Raw genomic sequence first — 15,302 nt, 5'->3', positions numbered from 1 at the left:
GCTCTTGACTCTGAAATTGTTGGCTTGTAACGCAATTTTCTATGTGTAACGTTGCGATTGTTACGATGCACAAAATTACGTTACACCGAAGCTTCCGGGCTTGCTAGCGAGACAGCGAAGCTTGGCTGAAACGGTGTCACCGAGAACGCTCGCTTGTGCAGAACGTGTCGCTAAATCTCTCTTGATCAGAAGAGTCGATCTGGCATTCAACTGTCCAGCGGCCGTCGCTAAACACAAGCTGATAACTCGAGCAATTTCTAAACGGCTCTCTCACATCGTGAGCTCGAAATTCACGCATGAGTTCGTATGAACGAGCGTGGTTACCATACTTGATCAGCAAAGCGGCAGCTCTGATGAATTGCCCATGGCTAAAGACCAGGATGTTCTGAGCATCGTGATCCGCAAGCTTGGCCAGCATCGCATCTGCGCGCTCGAGCAGATGATCGAACGACTCAGCGCCAGGCCCACCAGTGAACTCCGCATCACCAATTTTCCAATAGCTTTCCGCATATGGTTTACGGTCGGCCGGTGTAGTGCCGACGAAGCGGTTTGGACTCAAATACGTAAATTCTTCGACGGGCCACATTTCGAATGGAACGTGAGAGAAGCGCTCTGTGGTTGGTAGTGCGGTTGCGATGGCGCGTTCAAAGGGGGACGAGATGATCAGGTCGGGCGCGGACGTGATGGAGTCAGCAATCGCTCGAGCTTGAAGCTGGCCTTTTTCAGTCAGCGGTATTGAGTCCGGTGCTGTCGTGGCGAGACCCGCATTTGCGGCACTCTCAGCATGGCGGATCAACCTTACGAGTTTCATCGCGGGCCCTCGGTTTGATGTGGAGGAAATTCCTCATTTGTCCTCGGCGTTACCATGCTGTTCGCCATTCCATGCTTCAGTGAGTTCGTCTATTCGATCCGCGATTTGAGGTGTTTTTGATAGGACTAGGCATCGCGTGTTGCCGACAAATGCTTCAATCAGATACACGGCGTCGCCGACATCCAGCTCCAATTCCTGCAACGCCTCGTCAGGATTCCGAATCGCACCGTCACCATCCCATTCTTCGATGATGATTTGCATAGGTGGCTTTCTCACGTGTGGGCTCCATTGCTTCTGAGTCGGCAATGGTAACGTCCTCTGTCTCGTCAGGTTACCGATATTCGAGGGCATGATTTGCAACACTGGATAGAAAGACTACCCTCGATCGCATCGGGCCATTAACTAGGTGCAGGATGCGAATCGAGCGTTTAGCCGTAAAGAATTTCAGGGGTATCAAAGAGCTCGATTGGTCTCTGGCCGGCCAGTCCATTTGTTGTCTGATGGGATCGATGGTCGGTCAGGATCCACTGCAGCGATCCATTGTTGGCGTACGACCTGCAATGATCTGGCGAAATGCACAAAGGGGGCCTTTCAATCTATCGAAGAGATAGCCGCGCAACGTTCGATTGATTTTGCTGAGGAGTGGGATGACGGCGTTCACGATGCTCAACTGCGCAGTAAGGCTCTGCGATCGCTAACCCGCGATGCTATGACCCAAGCAACTATTGACCCTCAGCAGGGCCATGACCACGGTCTGGATGTTGCTCTGCAAGTCGCCTGGGTCACCTTGGCTCACAGTGGGCTCGCAATGGATGCTTTAGAGGTGCTTAAGCTTGAGCGCGGTCATCTCACTGTACGGCTGCTGAGATGCATGCGCTGCCTGGGCCTTGGCCACGGCCACAACCAGCCACCGTTGTACGACACATAAAAAAGCCGACGGAATGATGGCTGTTTGCCTTTACCCAGCGGTTCGATCTGGATACTGTGAACGGCATAAAGACGATAAAAGTCACGACGTGGCCCCTGTGTTTCAGATTTTCAGAGGCTGAGGCAGTGTCATCACGGAGTTTCAATGAAAATGGAATGGGAGTCGCTCTTAGACCATCTTTGGGGTTATGCCTCCTCGGATCCACAGGTTCTGAGCACAAAGATCCGTTCCTGCCTGGAAGGCCACTCTTCGGAAGGCCTGCTCGAAGCTATTTCTCTTTTGGTGACCCAAGGGCAGAAAGAAGCGGCCAGGCGACTCCTCAGCGAATTCCTGCGAAACCATCAAGCCGCAGACGATATCCAGCGTAGGCTTGAAAGGATTCTGGATTCTCAAGCACATCTGGTAACAGACCGGCTATCGAGCAAGGGCAAGCAGGGAAGTAATGAGGTCTTGCTTAAAGACGTTAACAGCTTGGTTGCCTCTGGCGAGCTGAACGCGGCCGAGTCACTTCTTCAGGAATCAATCAATAGGTTTGAGGAGCCTGACGATCTAGTTCTACTCAGCCGCGTTTATAGGCTCCAAGGGCGCGCCACAGAAAGCGCCAAGGCCGAGCAGCGGGGCCTGATGCTGAAGCGCCAAAAACAGGCGTTCGTTGAAACAATCTCTGCGGAATCGATAAACGACGACCTTCCTACCCCGAGTGACCTGGCGTTTCTCGATGGCTCCGCCAGTCTTCTGGCCGCATTGGACGGGTCGACAGCTTCTCCCGGAAACACATTGACGGGGGCAGTCAAAGATTCGCTTAACCTCATTGAGCCGCCGTCCTCTCAGTATTTGCCATTTACTGACCACCCTTCATGGGAAAAACCGTCTCAATCAACATTCTCCGAGCACGCGGGGTGCGTCGATAACAGTATTCCCGGTGATGGGACGAACACCTCCTCAGATGCTGCCGAAGGGGTACCCGGAGATGTAGTGGAAAAGGACGAGGCAACTACTCCCGCCACTCCCAAAAACGTTCTCAAACTCGCCCGTCCCAGGAACACTGCGGAGCCGAGTAGTGGACTCACGACCGTCAAGATGGTTAACAGATCTGCACGTTCAGGACGCGTTATCCAACCACCGGAATCGACGCCCTCAGAACCAGCGGACGCATCATCATTAGAATCAACTCATACGATAGCGCCCAGCGTTAGCCCTCCGACGTTTCAGATCCCAGACTACCTTGAGGAAGACGAGGACGAAGACGATTGCCACGAATCGTCTGGCCTAGATCTGGTCACTTCGATCGCCCCGGTGACCTTCGAGCTAGGGGAGCCGGAGGATGACTATGACATTGATCATGGTTTGCACGGCCTGTCGATCATCGAGCTTGAGACGGAGTACGAACCAGAAAATCTGAGTGTCGTCGATGATTTTCGTGACGTTGACGATGACTATGCAGCTTATGCATTTGACCCGGATGAAGTTTTTGACGACGAAGACGAAGTAGATTACGAAGATAAGGATGGCTTCGCTGAGCGGCTCTCACGCGAAGACCGGGCGCTCCAAAAAGCTGCCGAGTTGATCGGGAACGCCAATTGGCCGCTCAGCACTCTTCCATTAGTTCAGCAGATATTTGTTATGAGCGGCTGGGGTGCAACTCGTCTTGCGCTGGAGAGAGAGATCTACCGAGGACTCGCCCCCCAGGAGTTGATCCTCGCATCACATATCAAGGTTATCTGGGCCGAGAACGATATTTACTGGATCGCTTTTGACAAAACAGGCAGTAGCCGCCTGTCTCACCAAGTGCTTTCGTGGCCTACGGCCTTACTGATCGTACGCTCATTCGAATTGTTGCCACAGGTGGAAGAGCTTGAGGTTTTCTTGGAAGGTCTTTTCGCTGCCTGGTACGAGAACAACATCTTGCGCCGGGCATTTAGGGCATTCGCAAGATACCTGTGGTTCAGGTTCTCCAATTTGCACGGCTGTTTACCCGCCAACCAGCATTTTGACTTCTGCGACCCTCGAAGTCTGCCTGCTGAAGAGTACAGCGACTTGGGGCTGTGCGATGTACTCGAAATCGAGAAGACCGAAATTCTGCGCAGCTACGGCGTGTTTGTAACCAAGCACCCGCAAGAGCCGAGTTGCTATTTCAGTGACAAGCCGCCCCTCGTGGTAGAGGCGCCACCGCTCAATGCCAAGAAGAGCAAAAAGAAACAGAAGCTTGATGGAACTGAATACCCTGAAGAGATTGAGTCTGAGGATGAGATCACTGACGAAGATGATGATTGCACTGCACCTGAATCCTTAAGCGCTTCACTAGCGACAGCGTCTGTCTACGCACTGACTATCGACCAATCCACCCCAGGCATTGAACTGTTAGGAAAAGGATCCGCGCATGAAGCCCCTTAGACTTACCCACGTTCCAGGCTGCTGGGTCAGCCAAACCTTACCCGGTGGCGAGAGCGAACGCCGGGGCATCGTCAAAATGGCCATTACTAAGGAGTCTGGTGACCAGCTTCAGGTTCACTGGTTTAGCCCCGAGAGGAAGCTGGCCTATGTAGATGCATCAGCTGTGCGCTCGGGATTTAGGAACGGCATGGACGTGGTCGATCAAAACCCATCCAGCGGAGTTCGCTCACTGGGGCAGGGCGTTGTCATGCAACAGCGCATCCTCGCAGGCAGCGAGCAAGTGTTGGTTGATTTCCCTGAACGTGGTGAGCGCCATTGGCTGCCCTATCAATATTTGAGGCAAGTGAAGGGCGTTAAGCATCGCTTTTGCACCGCCCAGAAAGGCGACGCGCGCGATGCAGAACGCATGCGTCTGCGGATGTTGGCCTACGCCATCAAGGTGTGGAATGAAAATACCGGGGCCCTTTCCCACCTTGAGATTGAGCCGCTGCCCCACCAGATTCACTTGGTGCACCACATTTTAGCTTCCGGCAACTTCAACTGGTTGATAGCCGACGATGTTGGGTTGGGTAAAACTATCGAGACCGGAATGCTACTGCATGCACTGCGGCAACGAGACCTTGCTAAACGCATCCTGCTGATCACACCCGCTGGCCTGACCAAGCAGTGGCAAGAAGAGCTGTATCACAAGTTCAAGATCGAAGACTTCGAGATTTATGGCGAGGACTTTTTCATCAATGAGTCCCGCCAATGGAAGATGCACGATTGCGTCATCGGGTCGATGGATCGGCTCAAGCAAGCAGATCACTTGGAAATCCTGCTTCAGGCCGAACCTTGGGATTTGGTGATATTTGACGAAGGTCATCGACTTAGTCGCCGCCAATATGGGCTAAAGCTGGACAGCTCTGAACGGTATGATTTGGCGAAAAACCTGCGCAACCACACCAAACACATGCTGTTGCTTAGCGCCACCCCGCACCAGGGTATGCAGGACAAATTTGTGGCGCTGCTTGAGCTCCTGCGACCAGAGCGGCGTACCGAGCTCCTGGCGCTCAATCTGAAGCCTGAAATCCTGCACGACATGGTATTCCGCAACCACAAGGCGGATGTGACCGATGCGGAAGGAAACTTTATTTTTCAAGGCAAGATCACTAGCGCGTTGCAGGTACCAAGCAGTCGTGAATCGATAGACTTCGATAAAACGCTTCAGGCTTATCTGCGCAAAGGATATGACGCCGGCGAGTCGCTCGGCCGTACGGGCAACGCCATCGGGTTCGTAATGACGGTATATCGCAAACTGGCGGCGTCCAGCGCGGCAGCCATTCACCGGGCGCTCTGTAATCGACTTCAGCGTCTCCTAGACGATCAAGAAAACATTACTGCTGAAGATGAGGCAAGCGATGAGCGCTATCTAGGTGAGTGGGAGGAGCAATTCACCAGTGATGCTCGCGAGTTCTTTGCCGGCGAGATGCAACTGCTCAAGGATCTTATTGCTGAGGCCGCAGCACTGAAGGCCAACGACCTAAAACTGAAGTTGTTCATCGAAGATATTATCGGCAAAATCAACGCTGCCAATTCTGACGAGAAGGTACTGATATTTACCGAATACCGCACGACCCAAAGCTATCTCAGGGACGCCTTGGCTGACCACTATGGTAGCGACCGGGTCGATCTTATCAACGGCTCTATGCAGCATGCGGACAGGCGTGAAGCCATCAAGCGTTTTGAGGAGCAAGGGCGTTTCCTGATCTCGACTGAGGCAGGTGGGGAAGGCATCAACCTTCAAAGCAAGTGCCACGTCATGGTCAACTATGACCTACCTTGGAACCCCATGCGCTTGGTACAACGCATCGGTCGCTTGTACCGCTATGGGCAAAAAAAGAAGGTTGTTGTGTTCAACATTCAGCAATCCGATAGCTTGGATCAGAGCATCGTCGATTTGATGTACGAGCGTATCGACAGTGTGGTGACCGACTTAGCCGGAGTTCAAAAGCATGAGTTCAATGACGGTCTGAAAGACGAGATTCTTGGTCAGCTCGCGGAGCTTATTGATGTTGAAAGCATCCTCCAAGAAGCCACAAAGCTCGGCATCGACCGAACCCGAGAGCGTATCGACGAAGCCTTAAATCAGGCACGTACCGCTGCCGCCAAACAGCGGGAGTTGTTTGCCCACGCCGCTACCAGTGACCCAAGTGAACTGCGTGACGAGCTAGAAATCACCACTGATCACCTCTATAGCTTTGTCTTGGGAATGTTCGATCAGCTCGGCATCGAAATCGCAGAGCGGAGCCATAAAGAGCGGCTACTGCGTATTCGCCTTTCTGATCAGGTGATGCGGGAAATGGGCCTTTCGCGCAAAGCCCCACAACGCATGGATGTCACCTTAGATCGCATGTTGGCCGCCAACCGTCCCGGCACCCACATGCTCGACCTCAACTCCAAGCTAATGCAGTACCTGCTGGGTAAAGCCTGTGAGTATGACTTTGGTGGCTTGGCCGCAATGCTCAAAGCTCCTGAGCTGGGCGAGGGGGCACTAATCGGCGCAATGTTGCTGTGGCAAGGCCCACAGGGCAAACGCATGCGGCAGGAGTTTGTAGCCATTCAGGTAAACGATGGCAAAGCCACAATGAACCCTACAAAAGCGACTCAATGGCTGCTGACACCAGCTGAGCACAGTGCCCAGAGTACAGGTGAAGATGCCTCTAAATTGCTGTTCGGGGTAGCAGCGGAAATGGCTAACCAGAGACTTGCAGATGCCAGTAATCGCTACCTAATACCTGAGAATTTGGATTGGGTTGCGGCAGGCTGGACACAGCTTCCCTGAGTAGGTAACTCTAGGCCTATACGCTAGGTAAGCCACAATGCCATTGCGCCTAGAGTTCAGCCGATTTCGATAAACGACGCACGCAACACTTCTAGCGCCTATCCCTCGGTTATGGGTACCCTCGCCAAACCAAGCCTATTGGCTCTAAGCGTTGCTGCTGGTGGGGAGGTCGCTCCTTCGGGCCAATGGGCCCGGCTCACGTAATCAGCCGAGAATCTCCTGAATGAAGGACGCGACATTCTTGGCATCGTCGATCCCTCGATGATAGGTACCCAGCCAAACCAAGCCCAACGACTCTACCGTTTGCTTAAGTCCTTTCGGTCGATTGTCATATAACCCTGCATGCCATTTCCTGGCGTTGAAATGAGGCAAGCCTTCGAGTAGGGAAGGGCACGTAGCAAGCTCTGCGTCTCGCTCAAGCTACCTTGCATCATAGTCACCCCACGACGCCCAAGTCGCGTTTGGATAATGAGTTATGAACGCTCCTAGCTCCTGGCCGACCTCCACATAGGTTCCTGCACTGTCCACATCTGCTTGTTGAATGGATGTGAGCTTTTTGCAGAAGTCGGTGAGGATAGGATTGATCTGCGGTCGAACGAAACGCTGGAACTCATCGACGATCTCAAGCGTTTCCAGATCGATCACCACCAAGCCAATTTCGATCGTTTCCATCTGAGCTGGGACGACTGCAAGCGGCCTTGATGATTCCGACTCACCAACCTCATCACAGGTTGCCTCGAGATCTACGCAATAGAGGTAGCGGTATGGCGCGAGGAGGTTTTGGATTGCTTGGAGATGAAGGAGTTTTGCTTCGATGCTCATGACATGGATGTCCTCAAGTGTTACCTCCGTCGCATCCAGACGATGGGGATTTTTTGGGAGACAGAATTATCAGGCCATCCACTACCTCGATATCCAGCTCGTCTCCAGCTGCAAGACCCATTTCCTCAAGTAGCTTGGGAGGCAAATCGACGATGAGGTCTCCACTTCCATCTCTTGGATCTTGACATAGGGATGTCCAGCGCTTGCTTTCGCTCATCATTGTTGGACTCTCATCTATCGTACGAATAGTCGAGAATGAAAGACGTTCGCGCGTTCTCGACGCTGAATTTGTTGATTGTGCAAGCCGTTAAACGCCCCTAACTTTTCAGTGGCACGTTTACAAATCCGGATAATCATCAAGCTTAAGACTGGGGGTACCCGCGTCCTCCGGCTCGCGCTTGGGCGTATGTACCACTCCAGCTTCAGCATCTGCACGCATCTGCTCGAGCTCTCTGTGAAATGCCTTGTCCTGAACCGTGGGCTTGCTCGTGTACGGTTTGCGCTCTGGTTCAGGCTTGGCTGCATAAGTCGTTACCGCGTCTGGGTCGTTCTGTAGTTTTTTTTGAACTTGTGATTCCAGCATCGCACGTAGCGCGTCTTTGTCGGGACGGTTAAGCAATTTGATACTCCTAGTTGGCAGTCAGGAACTGAGTGTTCGATTGGCTCATTGGCTGGAGGGTGAGAGACGGATCATCGATACAAATTGTTGAATTGCAATAATGGGTTTACAGCCAAACAAGCATGGTGAGCCTACCAAGCCTTAGCAGCAACCGCCTGTGGTGAATGACGTTATCAATTATGAAAATAGCAAATACAGGACGCTTGTCTCAGCCTAATGTTGGGCATTGGCCTCGGCTTCGCGAGGCCGGCTTTCAAGAAGCAGCAACTACTTGCAGTTGCCTGCCTTTCGATATCCTGCCGCCTGGGCCTCAGATTCTGACGTGAAGGAGACCTGATTTTTTTCAGACACCTGACCATAGCCAGGGCATCCCAAGGCGAGGTGATACACTTGGCTTTTCCTATTGCCTATGATCGTCCCTACACCGGCCGCACTTGCTAGAGTGGTTTGGGCTGCTACTCGCGTAGGCCTATCAGGAAGGGCACTAACTACCCCGTCACCAACTGCCTTGTATCCTTGAGACCATCGACGCTCCCCAGTTACGAATGGATTGGAGTGCCCCATGATTGCCGCAATGCGACTATCCCGTTCTTTCTCCCACGCCGAAACCGGGTACTGCTTGTCCCAGGCCATCAGTAGCTGTTGTTGCTGACGGGACATGCTCAGATTGTATCTGTCGAACATGTAGAAGGTTGTCCTAGCTACTAACCCTTTGACCTCATCACGTGGTTCGGCAGCACGTTGATCGAAATCAACCCGCGTCTTGCATTGCCCATACTGCGGCGCTACCCCGGTGGCCATGCCGTAGTTGAAATTACTACGGTCGCCGTTCACCTCCCCAACAGATGGGTAGAGGTTGAACAGGTCTGCTTCCATAGCTCGAAAAACGGGGTCGTCGTCCACGCAGTTCTCCCGACCACCGTTCTTCCAGCATTGGCGTTGATTGCCGAATGTCCAGGCAGGGACAATGTGTTCCCACTCAGTCCGTTCAGCACGGTTCTGCTGTTTCCTGGTTTGATAGCCGCAAGATTCAGCATCGATCCGGCCACCCGATTTACCAACCCATGTCCATTTGCAACCGCAATACAATTCACCAAAGGCACTGTTAGCCTGGTCAAAGTAGATTTTCTGCTTTGCTATGACCTTGGCTTCGGAAAAGGTCGATGGAGGGCTCGAGAAGGCGGGGGAAATTACTGAGAGGGCGAGCGCTACTACGGTAAACAGCTTTTTCATTGGAAAACATTAGCAGTTTTGGGGCATGCATTATACGCATGGGCTCCACGTCTATTTATGGAAACCCGTCTAGTGCTCATACCTCAAACGCTTGCGGTTGAAGGTCAGCACCCAAGGCTTGGCATACGCAGTGTTGGACTATTCAGGGCTACTTTGGCCAACTCATTCAAGCTCTCTTCATTTGCCCTTCGCTCTACGCTTCGGTGCGATGGAGGACAGATGAGTATTAAACGATGAGTGACACTGATAGCCACTTGCTTCTAGGGGGCGATAAAGTCATCATTTTGCCACCATTTTTGGCCATTTGATTTCAGCCACGCTTTACTGACAAAGCCCACCTTGAACCGGACTCATCTAGTCTGCGAAGTGGATTGATGAGCCGGCACCCTCGGTATGCTCGCGGAATGTCAGGAACCCCTTAAAAACAAAAGTTATGGATATTTTGATGTCGTTCCTGAAGAGCATCATTGCGGGTATCAAGGCACTATTCTCCAGCCAGGAATCTGAGCACAGTGAACCACTGCTGCCGAAAATTGATCCTGAAAAGCTTAAAAAAGAGCTCAAGATTTTAGAGATCGCTCAAGCCCATGGCGCCGCAGGCATTCCTGCCTCCAACGACACTCAATTGACGGATGTGGAACACCAGATTAGAGGCACCCTAGGAAAGAAACGTGAAGCCACGGTTAAGTATGGCCAGCAGGTTATCCGGCAAATTCAGCATCGGATGGATTCGATTGACATCACTCGTGAAATAAATCGCACTATTCAGCAGGGCGATGAGTTTGAGCGCACCGCTGACCAGATTCTCTCGGCACATGATGGGCGCCGAAAAGAGGCTGAACGAGAAGCCAAGTCGAAAAAAGACCTTCTTGACGCGTTCCGTATTGAGAATGGACTGCCAGATATACCAGCCGAAAGGATCAATTCAGATGGGAAGCTTCTGAAGATCGCTGTATTGGCTGCTTGTTGTGTGGCGGAAGGATTCGTCAATGCCAATTTTTTTGCCTCCGGGATGGCGGGAGGTCTCGTAGACGGATTCCTTTTAGCCTTCACGCTGTCATTTGCCAACATCGCAGTGTGCTTTCTTGCTGGCCGTCTTTACACAAACAAGAATCACGTGAAAGGTGGTCGTGTTCTGCGCGGTTACCTTTCGGGGTTGGTCGGACTTTGCTTTACCTTCGGGCTAGGTGTCTTCGTGGCCTACTGCCGGTACGCTCTGCCTTTGATGGAGGACGAAGCTCAGAGTCCTATCGCGCTCATAGTGCATAGCATCCAGACACACGTTATCCCGTTTCAGGATTTCGAATCTTGCGCTCTGTTTGCGGTGACTATCATTTGCGGCGTATTCGCGATATTCGAGGGTTATATCTTCACCGACCTTTACCCTGGCTATGCCAAAGTCTATTCCGCTTATGCCAATTCGCACCGCAAATATGTGGCTTTGGTCGCAAACCTTCGTAAAAGCCTCGAAGATCAGAAGACTCGAACCCTGCAGCTCATAGATGAGAACGTCAAAAAAGCTGAAGGTGACGTTAAGGTCTTCAAATACAACATGGGGCAGAAGTCGATCATCAAGAAGAAGGTGACTGAGACATTGGTGATGGCGGACGAAACTTTGAAGGCACTTACCCAATATTACCGATACGAGAACCGGTTGAAGCGTCCCCAGAGCGCCCCTAGACCGGACTACTTCGACCAGCCTATCGAGTTTCCAGGCTTGGAAATGCCTGACTTCGCCATTGATCGCGACGAGGCCCGCTTGATTGTGCAGGAAAGGCTTTTGAGCGACATGGTTGAAAACCTCGAGCCCATTCGCGCGCGAGTTCAGTCGTCATTCAATTCGAAATTTGATCAGCTGCAACCTCTGCAAAGCTCGATGTAAGGATCGTCATGTCGATTTACGAAGAAGAACGGAGCACCGGGAAGCGCCTGTTGGCAATTCTCCTTATCATCCTGGCTGCAGGTGCGGCAGCGTGGTTCGGCTATGCCGCCTTTACCAAAGAGACCTTCGATAAGGCCACTCTGTGCCCGAGTAAGGGCCCTCGGGGGCAGTATGTTGTGTTGATCGACAACACTTCGCCGTTTCCCTTCACGCAGAAAGCCGCCATGGGGCAGCGACTAAAAAATATGGTGCTGAACGAAATACCGGAAGGCTATCTGCTGACCGTCTTCTTACTTGATGAGGACTACAAAAACAACGAAAGCCCAATTTTCGAGAAATGTAATCCTGGTCAGTGGGGCGACAAGAACCAGTACACGTCATCCAAAAATTTCGTTACTCGTGATTTCAATGAAAAGTTCGCCAAACCGCTCGATGCGGTCGTGCACCAGATCTCACTGGAGGAGCGGAGTAAGAACTCGCCAGTCTTCGAAATCCTTCAGTTAGCGGGCATTCACGGATTCCAACACGGCAACGTCCAAGGCGACAAAAAGTTGATTGTCTATTCCGACATGATGGCCAACATGCCCCAATTCAGCATGTACAAAGGTGCGTTGCCGACCTATGCCGAATTCCGAAAAACACCCTATGGCCACCTTTCCGTCGCTCCTGGCCTTGAAGGCGCAAGTGTAACGATCAACCTGTTGGCAGCCGACCAGAAAACGGTTCCCTACCCTAAGCTTACCCAGTTCTGGGCCGAGTATTTCGAAGCCAATGGAGCTTCGCTCGAAGCTATCGAACCTATGGAGGGGCTCTAAGTGGATCTGCAGTCGTTATTCAAGAAGGTTAAGACTTACTTCATAATCGCGGTAGCTCTGAAGATCGTGCTCGCGGCGGCGAGCCTGAAAGCGGCCGATCCTTTCTTGCTTGGCTTTGTGCTGCCATTACTGGTAATGCTTACTTACTGGGCTATCGGTTTTCGCGTCCGAGACAAATGGAATATACAGCTTACCCTCGCCAAGTTTGCGGACTCGGTGTACTACCTAGGCTTTTTGTTCACTGTTGCCAGCATCATCATCTGCCTGCTCGACATTAACTCTATTGGCGACAGTCTTAATGGTATGGCCATACGGTTCGGGGCCGCGATGGTGAGTACCGCAATAGGCATGCTGGCCAGGGTGCTGCACACTGGTTTCAGAGTAGACACCAATGATGCAGTCAAGAGTGTCGAGGAGCGCGCGATTCAGTCTGCCGAAAACCTTGCTATGTCTTTCGATGCCGCCAGCCAACAGCTTGAGGTTTTCCGAGATCAAGTCATGGCTGCTTCCAAGGAAGCGGTGCAAAGCGTACATGAGCAGATAACTGCCATCTCAAAGCACAGTACCAATGCGATGGATGCTTTTTTTGCCAACGCAACTACTCAAAGCAATCTAGCTTTCGAGCGCATCCTTAAGGAAGCCAGCGACGCAAGCGCGGACTTACTCACTACCATCAATGGGCTTTCTGATAAGAGTAAGCAAACGCTCGATCTTATGGAAAATCATGCCCTCGACTTCGGCAAAAAAGCGCAGGAGCGGCTGGAGCAGACCTTGTTCCCGGATGACCTTTTTGCACAAAAACTCAAGCCGGCAATTGAAACGCTATCTGGTACCACAGACAGCCTCAATGAAGGCGTCTCGACACTGGCTACCGATGTTAAGACAGCTGCTCGCATGGTGGGTACCGCGATTCGTGGCTTAAACACCAAAACTGAGTCAATAGGGGAAGCCGTTGCTGCGGTGGGCTCCATAGTGGAGAGCCAAGAGCAACTTGTAGGCGCGATGAAGTCGCAGACCAAAGACGCGATGGAAGGCGTGGAACGTACTCAGAAAGAGTTCCTAGAGTCTCTAGATGATCAGCGGGAAGACTTCATGGAAGACATGAAAGCTAACCACCAGGTAATCGCCAAGATCGTCGAGAAACTAGAAGAGTTGAGTACGATCGTGAGAGACGACAGCTCTAATGACCGTATCACTCATGAGGTGGGCCGCGCGCTGAATGCCATCAACGATGCAGGTATTAAAAATAATGAGGCCCTTGCTGAAAGTATCCGTTCGACGCTGACGCCTCTAGTCGAAGCGGTCGTGGCCAACAATGACACGCACAAATCTCTCGTGGCACGTGTGGATCAGAGCGACCGAACCATCGAGATTGCCCACTCGCAGCTAGACCAGCTGATAGACAAGATCGAACACATAAACAATCTCAATGTGCTTCCATCTGCCGTTAACGAAGCCATCGTACTGCCAGAAACCGAACCTTTACCCGATGCGGCGCCAGCACTCGATGAAGTAGCTGATGTGAGAACTGCCTGATGAGTTCCAAAAATGATCAGGTGTTTCAGCTGTCGCTTACGGAAATCTGGATCATCTTATGCTTCATTCTGCTGCTCCTGATGGGTTACAAGGTTTGGGAGCTCACGCATAAAAATAAGGAGATGGCGGATAGGATTGCTACTTTCCAAAATTTCGATGAGCGCGAGCAAGCTATCAAGTCTGCGAGTGATGAACTCAAAACCCGCATGGCTTCCCTTGGTGTGAAAAATCCGGACGAAATCATTTCGAAGCTCGTCGACGCCTCTAAAGCGAAAGAGGAAACCGGACGACTCAAGGTGCTTCTGACTCAGAAAGATGAACAACTCACGGCGCTAGCCGCTATCGATAAGGCTTTGCAGGAGGCTGGTAGTAAAAATAAGGGGGAGGACGCTAAGCGACTGATCTTGGAAACGATGATGTCCTATGACCAGCTCAAAAAGCTGGTGGTCGATCCCGACCAGGCAAAGGATGCTCAACCAACGGACGTTATCAGGCGAATCGGCGCTCTCCAAGCAACCGAGCAGGCGCTAAAAACCGCGTTAGGGCAAGACGGTATTCCCACATCTGAACAGATATCGGAAATCGTCAAGAATGCTGAAGCCTATGCACAAGCCGAGAAGCAAGGTACTAATCCGGCAACACTGCAAAAAACCAACAGTGATTTGAAAGGGCAGGTTCAGTTTCTGCAGAACAGGCTCAACAAGGGCAAAGGGGGTGATCTACCGCCGTGCTGGGCAAATGAGGCAGGCAAGGCAGAGATGTTCCTCACGGTATATCTGAAGGAGGACTCAGTGAGTTTTGAGCCAGCCTGGCCCCCGACTCGTAAGGCTGATGCCGAAGCGCTTCCAAATTTCGCTGCACTGATGGCAAATACCACTCGGACATACGAGGATTTTCTTCAGGCAGCACGCCCAATTTCCGACTTGGCCAATCAGCGAGAGTGCAAATTTTATGTGCGATTGTCGAGTCAAATTCAGGGAGCGGTGATGTCCGATCGACGTCGTTTGATGATAGAAAATCTGTTCTACAAGGTTGAGGTCAGACGTTAGGAGCGGGCGTAGATGCCTCATCAACGTATCCGTCCGGCCAATACACCTTCCCGACTCAACCGCCGAAGGGCATGGTGTTGTCCACCTAATTTAGGTGCACACCATTTCTGGCCCATCAGGCGGATTTCTCAAGTGTCTGCGTAACGGGCAGCCTGCACGAAGGTAATCTAGTATCCCCAAGGAGCCAAGTCGTACCCGGCAGCGTCAGGGCTGGGGCATCTCTGTCGGCCGAGGGATGAGGGCTCTAGCGGGGAGAGCTACCGTAAGCGTCTGGCGAAGTCACCTACCCGATCCCTGCGATAAGGGCGATGTTCTCCACTTAAAAATACGTGGACACCATCGCCCTTATCTTCAGGATTGCCATGCGCCAAAGAACTTCCTATCCCAAA

Annotated in this window: 12 protein-coding genes; 6 read left to right on the top strand and 6 right to left on the bottom strand. The window is 52.1% G+C overall.

The window, feature by feature from the left end; translation table 11 throughout:
• Positions 1-136: 136 nt before the first annotated feature.
• Positions 137-811 (bottom strand): histidine phosphatase family protein, encoded by a 675-nt coding sequence (locus KGA81_RS07220; protein ID WP_223545215.1) that lies wholly within the window; start codon positions 809-811, stop codon positions 137-139.
• 33 nt (positions 812-844) lie between these two features.
• Positions 845-1,087, bottom strand: coding sequence for an AbrB/MazE/SpoVT family DNA-binding domain-containing protein (locus KGA81_RS07215; RefSeq protein ID WP_223545214.1), 243 nt, complete (start codon positions 1,085-1,087; stop codon positions 845-847).
• Positions 1,088-1,883: 796 nt separating this feature from the next.
• On the opposite strand from KGA81_RS07215, the gene KGA81_RS07210 reads away from it, so the two are divergent.
• The gene (locus KGA81_RS07210; protein ID WP_223545213.1) at positions 1,884-4,133 is read left to right on the top strand and encodes a hypothetical protein; all 2,250 of its coding nucleotides are present in this window, start codon (positions 1,884-1,886) and stop codon (positions 4,131-4,133) included.
• 406 nt (positions 4,134-4,539) lie between these two features.
• The gene (locus KGA81_RS07205) at positions 4,540-6,957 is read left to right on the top strand and encodes a helicase-related protein (RefSeq protein ID WP_223545429.1); all 2,418 of its coding nucleotides are present in this window, start codon (positions 4,540-4,542) and stop codon (positions 6,955-6,957) included.
• 420 nt (positions 6,958-7,377) lie between these two features.
• Here KGA81_RS07205 and KGA81_RS07200 read toward each other — a convergent pair whose 3' ends face one another.
• From KGA81_RS07200 to KGA81_RS07185, 4 genes are all read right to left on the bottom strand, one after another.
• Positions 7,378-7,779, bottom strand: coding sequence for a 3'-5' exonuclease (locus tag KGA81_RS07200; RefSeq protein WP_223545212.1), 402 nt, complete (start codon positions 7,777-7,779; stop codon positions 7,378-7,380).
• A 13-nt stretch (positions 7,780-7,792) separates the two neighbouring features.
• Positions 7,793-7,996: an AbrB/MazE/SpoVT family DNA-binding domain-containing protein gene (locus KGA81_RS07195; protein WP_223545428.1), complete on the bottom strand. Its 204-nt coding sequence runs from the start codon at positions 7,994-7,996 to the stop codon at positions 7,793-7,795.
• 120 nt (positions 7,997-8,116) lie between these two features.
• A complete protein-coding gene (locus KGA81_RS07190) occupies positions 8,117-8,398 on the bottom strand; it encodes a hypothetical protein (protein ID WP_223545211.1) in 282 nt (93 codons plus the stop codon).
• Positions 8,399-8,665: 267 nt separating this feature from the next.
• Positions 8,666-9,631, bottom strand: coding sequence for an endonuclease (locus tag KGA81_RS07185; protein ID WP_223545210.1), 966 nt, complete (start codon positions 9,629-9,631; stop codon positions 8,666-8,668).
• A 445-nt stretch (positions 9,632-10,076) separates the two neighbouring features.
• Here KGA81_RS07185 and KGA81_RS07180 point away from each other — a divergent pair, with 445 nt between their 5' ends.
• Genes KGA81_RS07180 through KGA81_RS07165 form a run of 4 tightly spaced genes read left to right on the top strand, consistent with a single transcriptional unit; the run spans position 10,077 to position 14,913 of the window.
• Positions 10,077-11,513, top strand: a complete 1,437-nt coding sequence (locus KGA81_RS07180) for a hypothetical protein (RefSeq protein WP_223545209.1) — start codon at positions 10,077-10,079, stop codon at positions 11,511-11,513.
• A gap of 8 nt (positions 11,514-11,521) precedes the next feature.
• The gene (locus tag KGA81_RS07175) at positions 11,522-12,328 is read left to right on the top strand and encodes a hypothetical protein (RefSeq protein WP_223545208.1); all 807 of its coding nucleotides are present in this window, start codon (positions 11,522-11,524) and stop codon (positions 12,326-12,328) included.
• On the top strand, positions 12,329-13,864 hold the full coding sequence (locus KGA81_RS07170; protein ID WP_223545207.1) for a hypothetical protein: 1,536 nt from the start codon (positions 12,329-12,331) through the stop codon (positions 13,862-13,864).
• Positions 13,864-14,913 (top strand): hypothetical protein, encoded by a 1,050-nt coding sequence (locus KGA81_RS07165; protein ID WP_223545206.1) that lies wholly within the window; start codon positions 13,864-13,866, stop codon positions 14,911-14,913. The genes KGA81_RS07170 and KGA81_RS07165 overlap by 1 nt, the downstream gene beginning before the upstream one ends.
• Positions 14,914-15,302 lie beyond the last annotated feature (389 nt).

Origin of the sequence: Pseudomonas sp. A-B-19, assembly GCF_019947515.1 — a bacterium.
Lineage (GTDB): Bacteria > Pseudomonadota > Gammaproteobacteria > Pseudomonadales > Pseudomonadaceae > Aquipseudomonas.
The sequence above is the reverse complement of the archived record's forward strand: the minus strand, read 5'-3'. Positions and strand labels throughout refer to the sequence as shown.

Excerpts from the sequence above, each read along its gene's own strand:
- KGA81_RS07205 (WP_223545429.1), top strand. The coding sequence starts at position 4,540 with ATGCGTCTGCGGATGTTGGCCTACGCCATCAAGGTGTGGAATGAAAAT.
- KGA81_RS07175 (WP_223545208.1), top strand. The coding sequence starts at position 11,522 with ATGTCGATTTACGAAGAAGAACGGAGCACCGGGAAGCGCCTGTTGGCA.
- KGA81_RS07195 (WP_223545428.1), bottom strand. The coding sequence starts at position 7,996 with ATGAGCGAAAGCAAGCGCTGGACATCCCTATGTCAAGATCCAAGAGAT.
- KGA81_RS07220 (WP_223545215.1), bottom strand. The coding sequence starts at position 811 with ATGAAACTCGTAAGGTTGATCCGCCATGCTGAGAGTGCCGCAAATGCG.
- KGA81_RS07165 (WP_223545206.1), top strand. The coding sequence starts at position 13,864 with ATGAGTTCCAAAAATGATCAGGTGTTTCAGCTGTCGCTTACGGAAATC.
- KGA81_RS07210 (WP_223545213.1), top strand. The coding sequence starts at position 1,884 with ATGAAAATGGAATGGGAGTCGCTCTTAGACCATCTTTGGGGTTATGCC.
- KGA81_RS07185 (WP_223545210.1), bottom strand. The coding sequence starts at position 9,631 with ATGAAAAAGCTGTTTACCGTAGTAGCGCTCGCCCTCTCAGTAATTTCC.
- KGA81_RS07180 (WP_223545209.1), top strand. The coding sequence starts at position 10,077 with ATGTCGTTCCTGAAGAGCATCATTGCGGGTATCAAGGCACTATTCTCC.
- KGA81_RS07200 (WP_223545212.1), bottom strand. The coding sequence starts at position 7,779 with ATGAGCATCGAAGCAAAACTCCTTCATCTCCAAGCAATCCAAAACCTC.